Genomic DNA, 8846 nt, shown 5'->3' on the forward strand with positions numbered 1-8846 from the left:
CCCCCCAGCCCCCCTTAAAAAGGGGGGAGAATTAAATTCTTCCCCCTTTTTAAGGGGGATTGAGGGGGATCTCTTAGAGTTTTTAATCATGCCGAACTACTTATACCAAATTTTGATTATTCCTTCCTAGAGCAATTACGACTGATTTGTAAGATTATTGATGGGAAAAAAGTCAGAAATGCTATATGACTTTTTGACTAGTTAGGTCATTACTTTGCGTTCATGTGCAAATTCGGGTCAACCTCTAGAATTATGGTAACTGAAAGTTCCTCACTTCAATACAAAGGCTTGGGAATGTTAAAAATTTCCGAGCCTTTTCTACCGATATTCTTTAACAGTTCGCAATCTATGCTTGTAAAACTGATTAAATGTATAAAACAGGGATGAGATAAAGATGAAAATAAGATCGAGAAAAACCACGATCGCCACAATTATTGTTTCAGTAACATTAATTTTTGGAGGTATTTCGGCATGTACGCCAGCTAATTCTTCAGATTCACCTCAATCTATTTCACCTTCTAATTCCGTACCAGCGAGCAGTACTTCTCCAGAGCCTTTGCCTGTCAGTGCTCCCAAAAATCCCAATGCAGATCCCAGTAATGTTGATAAGTCGAATCCCAACTCTACAGATAGAGAACAGGCTCGCGAAGCGCGACGCAAACAGGTTGAGGCGGTGTTGAATCCATCTCAGGTTCAACAGTTACAAGAAAAGATGAAACAGGGTGAGAAGCTACGTAAAGCGGTTACCACTCTGAATCTTACTACCGAACAGAAGACAAAAATTCAAATGATTTTTGAGAAGTCTTACGAACAGACTCCCTATCCCGATAAATTACCCGATAAATGATCGTAGAAGCTATCTGTCAGAAAAAAGCCATCTAGAAGGATTTAGTAATTTTTATGAACGAGCATCAGTTAGAGATCCCTTTAGAGATTTCATCAAATGGCGATCGCCATAGCAATCATCTATCCCTTAATGGCAATAGTCCTGAATTATATGAGGATGGGGCTAAGTCAAAATCATTATCTAAATTCTTCTCCAAAAGACGTATTGGTTTCGCAATTATGGGATTGCTTTTGTTGGGCACTGTTGGTTTCTTTAGCTTTCGGGCTTTGACCGCAACTAAACAGGATGACAATAGCAAGAAAGCTGATAAGCGCGAGCAACTCACTCCTGTAGCGGTGGCGGTAGTTACCCAAAAAAACGTACCGATTCAATTACAGGCGATCGGTAATGTTCAAGCTAGTTCCACTGTGTCTGTGACTCCGCAAGCAGGAGGCATGATTACGGGGGTACATTTCAAGAAAGGGCAGGAAGTACATAGGGGAGATCTCTTATTTACGATTGATAACCGATCGCAAATAGCCTCAATTCAACAGGCGCAAGGAGTACTGGCAAAAGATCTCGCGCAGGTGCAGCAGGCTAGGGCTAACTTGACGAGAGATATCGGCTTAGTGCGATCGGCGGAAGCTACTTTAGCGAAGGATATGGCTCAGGCACAGTTTGCGAAGGCAGAGAGCGATCGCTATAGTGCTCTCTATAAAGAAGGCGCGATCAGTCAAGATCAAGCTCAGCAATATAGCACCAATAATCGCGTCTCGGAGGCAACTTTGCAAAGCGATCGCGAAGCAATTGCTAATGCTCTGGCGGTAGTTGAGGGTGATAAAGCGGCGATCGCCAATGCGGAAGCGGTGGTTGCGACGGACGAGGGGGCTTATCAAAACGTGCAAGTACAGGCTTCCTATACCGAAATCTATGCGCCGATTGATGGGCGGGCGGGCAATATTCTCGTTACCGCAGGCAATGTCGTTCAGGCAAATAGTAGTAGTCCGTTGGTGACCATCGCCCAAGTTAATCCCATTCAAGTTGCTTTCGCGATTCCTGAGGTAAACCTCCCTGAAATCCAAAAACGGATGAAAAATGGCAAACTCGATGTGACGGTGACTTTTGCTGGTAGTAAGACTCCGATATCAGGAACCCTAACCTTCATTAATAACACCGTGGACAATACGACGGGGACGATTCAACTGATTGGCGATTTTAATAATGCTGGCGGTCAGCTATTTCCAGGGCAGTTTGTGAATACGACCTTGACCTTAAACGAAGAACCCAATGCGATCGTTGTCCCCGCCCAAGCGGTGCAAAATGGGGCGAATGGACAGTTCGTGTTTGTGGTTAATGACGATGATAAGGATAACCCGACGGTAACTAATCTGCCCGTGGTGGCGAGTAGCACGATTGACGGGCTAGATATTATTCAAAAAGGTTTGAAATCAGGCGATCGCGTTGTGATTGATGGTCAAGCAAATCTCGTCAATGGTAGTAAAATCCGCATTAAAGAGCCCGATAGCAATGCTGTTGGTAATGAGGCAAAGCCAACGACAGATCCCACTAAGGCAGGTAAACCTCGAAAACCACGTTCTGCCAAGACAGAGGGAGCTAATTAATGAATCTCTCAGAAATTTTTATTCGCCGCCCGATCATGACTACTCTAGTGATGGCGGGAATCTTGATTTTCGGGTGGATGAGCTATCAGTCTTTGCCGATTAGCGATCTGCCCACTGTGGACTATCCCACGATTCAGGTCACAGCCTCTCGTCCTGGAGCTAGCCCTGAAACGATGGCAGCCTCAGTAACGCGCCCTTTAGAAAAGCAGTTCTCTAGTATTGCAGGGTTAGATTCGCTCAATTCGACTACGACCTTGGGGAAGACGCAAATTGCACTGCAATTTAGCCTGAATCGTAGTATTGACGATGCGGCTCAGGATGTACAGGCGGCGATCGCTGCTTCTTCTGGACAGATTGCCAGCGATTTGCCCAATCCGCCTACTTTTAGTAAGGTTAATCCCGCCGATCAGCCCATTCTCTATCTCTATCTCTATTCACCGACATTACCACTTTCGCAAGTGGATAGCTATGCCGAAACCTATCTGGCGCAAAAGCTCTCAACTATCTCAGGGGTGGCGCAGGTAAGTGTTTATGGTTCGCAAAAGTATGCGGCAAGGATTCAACTCGATCCGCAGAAATTAGCCAGTCAAGGAATTGGTATCGACCAAGTGCAAACGGCAATCCAGCAGGGTAATGTCAACTTACCCACAGGAAGTCTTTCGGGCGAGCACAAAAACTTTACCGTACAGACCAATGGACAATTACAGGATGCGGCTGCCTATCGCAAATTAATTGTCGCTTATAAGAATAGCGCCCCGATTTATCTAGAGCAGCTAGGTCGGATTGTGGACAGCGTTGAGAATGACAAGGTTGCAAGTTGGTATAACAACAGTCGGGCGATTATTCTCTCGATTCAGCGACAACCAGGCACGAATACGGTACAAGTGGTCGATACAATTCAGAAACTACTCCCAAAATTACGCGAACAGGTTCCCAATTCCGTGCAGATCGGCGTGCTGTACGATGCATCGCAATCAATTCGTGAATCCGTTGATGACGTGCGATTTACCTTGGTTTTAACGATCGCTTTAGTCGTTTTAGTCATCTTTATATTTTTGCGGAATCTTTCGGCAACGGTAATTCCCAGCCTTGCCCTGCCCGTATCGCTGATCGGTACGTTCGCCGTGATGAACCAGCTTGCGTTTTCTCTGGACAATTTATCGTTGATGGCGCTTACCCTATCGGTAGGTTTTGTGGTGGATGATGCGATCGTCATGCTGGAAAATATCGTTCGCCATATGGAAATGGGTGAACGCCCAATGCAGGCTGCGCTCAATGGCTCTAGGGAGATCGGGTTTACAATTCTATCGATGACGCTCTCCTTGGTTGCGGTATTCATTCCTATGCTATTTATGAGCGAACTCTTGGGGCGTTTATTCCATGAGTTTGCTGTGACGATCGCTGTTTCGATTCTAGTTTCAGGATTTGTATCCTTGAGCTTGACTCCGATGTTATGCAGTCGCTTTTTGCGTTCGGCTAGCCATGCCCGCCAAAGTCGCTTTTATCGCGTTACCGAAGAAATATTCGATCGCTTTCTCGGCTTGTACGATCGCAGCTTAAAAACCGTAATGAAATACCATCGCACCACGATGATTATGTCCTTTGTGTTGCTATTTGCCACGATTGGGCTATTTATTGCCGTACCGAAGGGATTTATTCCCAGCGAGGATAAGGGACAGATCGTGGGAACGACTCAAGGCGCACAAGATACTTCCTTTGAAGCTTTAGTCTTGCATCAACAAGCTGTCGCCGCAATGATTGCCAGCGATCCCAATGTGGATGCGGTGAACTCGAATATTGGTGCCAGTGCTGGTGGTGGAGGTTCGTCGAATGCTGGTAATTCAGGAAGTTTATTTATTCGCTTAAAGCCGCGATCGCAACGGGAGAAAAGTGCCGATGAAGTCATCCAAGCATTGCGAACGAAACTAGCTGATATCACGGGCATTCAAGTATTTTTGCAAAATCCACCAGCGATTCCCATCGGTACGCAACAAACTACAGGGCTTTATCAATTAGAACTCCAGAATACTGACGTACAGCCTTTGCAGGAGTACGTGCCAAAACTCGTCGAAAAAATGAAAGCTCTCCCCTTATTGCAAGATGTGAATAGCGATTTGCAAATGACTGCTCAAGTCAAAATTGACATCGATCGCCGTAAGGCTTCCTCCCACGGCATCACCGCTCAACAGATCGAAAATGCTTTGAGAAGCGCCTATGGCTCTTATCAGGTTTCAACTATCTATGGTTCGACTAACGAATATCAAGTCATTCTCGAATTACAGCCTGAATTTCAGCAAGATACTAATGCTTTACTATCGCTCTATATCACCTCAACCTCTGGGCAAGTCGTGCCGCTCAAAACCTTTGCGACGATTTCTCAAGGAATTGCATCCTTGATGGTTAACCACTCAGGCAGGATGAACGCGGCAACGATCTCGTACAATTTAGCGCCGAATGTGGCTTTGGGGACAGCCAACCAGCAAGTCGAGCAGTTAATTCGCGAAACGATACCCGATAATATTGCCACTAGCTTTACGGGAGCCAGTCAGGTATTTCAGAGTTCTTTGCCCAGCTTAATATTTTTATTAGCGGTTGCAATTCTGGTGATTTATCTGATTCTGGGCATTCTCTACGAGGATTTTATTCATCCGATTACGATTCTATCTGGTTTACCCTCGGCTGGTTTTGGCGCTTTGCTCACCTTGATGATATTTAATGTCGAACTTAATGTGTACTCCTTTATTGGCATTATTTTATTGGTGGGCATCGTTAAGAAGAATGGCATTATGATGGTGGACTTTGCGATCGAAGCCCAGCGCACGGAAGCACTAAAACCAGCGACCGCCATCTATCAAGCCTGTCTCGTCCGTTTCCGCCCGATCATGATGACCACAATGGCGGCGCTCATGGGCACCCTGCCGATCGCAATTGGTTTTGGTGCGGGTTCGGAATCGCGTCGCCCTTTAGGAATCGCCGTAGTTGGTGGCTTGGTATTCTCGCAAATCTTGACGCTGTATCTAACGCCCGTCTTTTATATCTATATGGAAGCATGGCGAAAGAAGATTAGAGGATTTAGTTTGAAAAATCTTTTCCTGAAGGGGGGTGAAAAACGTGAATCTTTCTAAATTATTTATCACCCGTCCAGTCATGACTACCCTCGTGATGATTGGCATCCTCATCTTTGGCATTATGAGTTACGCGCTGTTACCGATCAGCGCTTTGCCCAATGTGGAATATCCCTTTATTAGCGTCTCGGCAAGTCTGCCAGGAGGTACGCCCGAAACGATGGCTTCCGCAGTGGCTGCCCCCCTCGAACGGCAGTTCACTGAAATTGCGGGACTAAATTCTTTTAATTCCACTAGTGCTACAGGTAGCACCAGTATTTCTTTGCAATTTGACTTTAGCCGCAGCGTGGCTTCGGCGGCAAAGGACGTGCAAGCGGCTATTTCGGCAGCGGCAGGACAATTGCCTGCGGATATGCCCAAACCACCAACCTATCGTAAAGTCAATCCTTCGGTTTCGCCCATTCTTTATCTCTATCTTTATTCGGAAACCCTACCAATATACGAGGTGGATGAAAGTGCCGAAATTACGATCGCTCAACCTATCTCCGCCATTAATGGGGTCGCGCAAGTACAGGTCTACGGTCAAAAGCAATACGCAGTGAGGGTGCAACTCGATCCGCGTGCGGTCGCAGCTAGAGGAATCGGTCTCGATCAAATCAAGACGATCGTTCGGTCAGGGAATGTTACGCTGCCAACGGGCAGCCTATCGGGTAAAGATAAGAGCTATCTCATTCAGGCAAACGGACAATTAAATAATGCGGCGGAATATGGCGAATTAATTGTTAGTTATAAAAATGGCTCTCCTGTACACCTGAGGGAATTGGGTGATGTAATCGATAGCATCCAAAATAATAAAGTTTCTAATCTCTTTAGCGATCGCAAAGTTGCCAATCAACCCTCTATTGTGCTCGCGGTACAGCCGCAACCTGGGGCGAATACCGTTCAGATTGTGGATGCGGTCAAAGCGATGTTACCGACATTGAAAGCTCAAATTCCTAAATCGATCGAGATGGGCATTCTCTACGATCGCTCCCTATCGATTCGCGCTTCGATCCAAGATGTGCAGTTTACTCTAATTCTCTCTATCGCCCTTGTGGTGATGGTGATTTTCCTATTCTTGCGAGATCTGCCTGCGACGATGATTCCGAGTATGGCTTTACCGATTGCCATTATCGGCACTTTTGCGGTCATGTACCTGCTGGGCTATTCCCTCGACAATTTATCACTGATGGCTTTGACCCTTTCCGTAGGTTTTGTCGTTGATGATGCGATCGTTGTCCTTGAAAATATCGTTCGCCATCGCGAAATGGGCGAACCGCCGATGGTTGCGGCTTTAAAGGGTTCACAGGAAGTGAGCTTTACGATTTTATCGATGACCCTCTCCTTAGTGGCTGTGTTTATTCCGATCATCTTTATGGGTGGACTGATTGGCAAACTATTCCACGAATTTGCGATCGTGATTAGTGTCTCCATCCTCGTATCGGGTTTCGTTTCTCTCAGTCTTACTCCCATGCTTTGTAGCCGCTTCTTGCGATCGTCCCATCACCAACAAAATCGCTTCGCCAAATTTCTGGAAAATGCCTTTGATAGTTTACTAAAAGGCTACGAATGGACGCTCAAACCTGTTTTAAAGCACCATCGAGTGACGATGATTGTTTCTTTACTATTACTATTTCTGACATTTTATACCTATACGCTAGTTCCTAAGGGATTAATTCCCAACGAAGATACGGGACAGTTAATGGTAAATACTAAGGCTGCGCAGGATATCTCTTTTGATGATATGTTAAAGCACCAACAGGCTGTGGTTGACATTATTCGGAAAGATCCCAATGTTGCCGCGCTTAACTCTACTGTCGGGGCAGCGGGTCCTAATGCTTCCGTTAACAATGGGCGCATTACCGTGCGGCTTAAACCTCGGAATCAGAGGGAACTCAGTGCGGATGAAGTCATTCAAGAACTTACTCCCAAGTTACGCCGAATTACGGGTATTCAGGCTTTCTTGCGATCGCCGCCAGCAATTCCCATTGGCGGACAGCAAACCAATTCCACCTATCAGTTTACGCTTCAGAGCCTCAATTTGCAGGATCTGCGCGATTCTATTCCCAAATTGTTAGATAAGGTCAGGGAAATTCCGGGACTTCGAGGTGTCGATACCGATCTGCAACTGAGAACCCCCCAAGTAGAAATAAAAATCGATCACGATAAAGCCGCTCTTTTAGGGATTACGGCAGCACAGATCGAACAAACTCTTGGGAATGCTTATGGTTCCAGCCAAGTTTCCACAATGTTTACCCCGAACGATCAGTTTTACGTTATTTTGGAGCTGAAACCAGAGTTTCAAAGAGATGCTACGGCTTTGTCCATGATTTATGTGAGAGATCCTAAAGGTACCTCAGTTCCCTTAAGTGCGATGGCTTCGATCGTTCAAGATGTCGGTCCTCTGACGGTCAATCATTTAGCCCAACTCCCCTCTGCCACGATCTCCTTTGATACGCTGTTAGGAACATCGCTGAGCGATGCGACCAACGCCATCAAGAAGGTTGCCAAGGATGTTTTACCAGACACGGTAACACCTAGTTTTCAAGGATCGGCTCAGGTATTTGCCCAATCCTTTAACGATCTGGGTCTGCTGCTATTAGTGTCAATAATTGTTATTTATTTGATTCTCGGTATCCTTTACGAAGACTTCATTCACCCCATCACGATTTTGTCGGGGCTTCCTTCTGCGGGCTTTGGCGCTTTACTGACGTTATGGATATTTCAGGTGGAGTTAAATCTCTATTCCTTTATTGGCATTATCCTACTAGTTGGAATTGTCAAGAAAAATGGGATTATGCTGGTAGACTTTGCGATCGAGGCGCAACGCCGAGAGAATAAAAGTCCAAGGGATGCGATTTATGCAGCCTGTATCGTTCGCTTTCGACCGATTATGATGACGACGATGGCAGCCCTAATCGGCACGTTGCCGATCGCTATTGGAGCAGGTACGGGTTCTGAAGCCCGTCGCCCTCTGGGTATAGCGATCGTTGGCGGATTGGTCTTTTCGCAAATTCTGACACTTTATCTGACCCCCGTTTTTTATACCTATATGGAAGCATGGCGACAAAAGTTCGTGCGTCCTAAGTCAAATCAGCGTCACGCGACCTCTCATGGCAAAATCAAAATCCAATAAGAGCATGGCGGCGCAAAGCGCCGCCATGCTCTTATTGGATTTTATCTACTAATAGACTTGTTGGTAAATAAAAGTAAAGCATAGAGGTGGTTTTACTTTTTCTATCCATTTTAAGCAAAATCCAAATAGAAGTTCCATAAGCCAGCCGCATTCAACAT

Annotated in this window: 4 protein-coding genes; all 4 read left to right on the forward strand. The window is 45.9% G+C overall.

The genetic code is table 11. The features are described from left to right. Nucleotides 1-394 precede the first annotated feature (394 nt). Genes AC805_RS02775 through AC805_RS02790 form a run of 4 tightly spaced genes read left to right on the forward strand, consistent with a single transcriptional unit; the run spans nucleotide 395 to nucleotide 8688 of the window. The gene (locus AC805_RS02775; protein ID WP_055074002.1) at nucleotides 395-847 is read left to right on the forward strand and encodes a hypothetical protein; all 453 of its coding nucleotides are present in this window, start codon (nucleotides 395-397) and stop codon (nucleotides 845-847) included. 53 nt (nucleotides 848-900) lie between these two features. Continuing rightward, nucleotides 901-2448, forward strand: coding sequence for an efflux RND transporter periplasmic adaptor subunit (locus tag AC805_RS02780; protein WP_055074003.1), 1548 nt, complete (start codon nucleotides 901-903; stop codon nucleotides 2446-2448). Further along, nucleotides 2448-5573 carry an efflux RND transporter permease subunit gene (locus tag AC805_RS02785; protein WP_055074004.1) on the forward strand — a complete coding sequence of 1042 codons (3126 nt, stop codon included), beginning with the start codon at nucleotides 2448-2450 and terminating at the stop codon, nucleotides 5571-5573. The genes AC805_RS02780 and AC805_RS02785 overlap by 1 nt, the downstream gene beginning before the upstream one ends. Further along, entirely contained in the window at nucleotides 5560-8688 is a 3129-nt protein-coding gene (locus tag AC805_RS02790; RefSeq protein WP_055074005.1) for an efflux RND transporter permease subunit, read from the forward strand. Before AC805_RS02785 ends, AC805_RS02790 begins: the two co-directional genes overlap by 14 nt. The last annotated feature ends 158 nt before the right edge of the window (nucleotides 8689-8846 follow it).

Origin of the sequence: Pseudanabaena sp. 'Roaring Creek', assembly GCF_001402795.1 — a bacterium.
GTDB lineage: Bacteria > Cyanobacteriota > Cyanobacteriia > Pseudanabaenales > Pseudanabaenaceae > Pseudanabaena.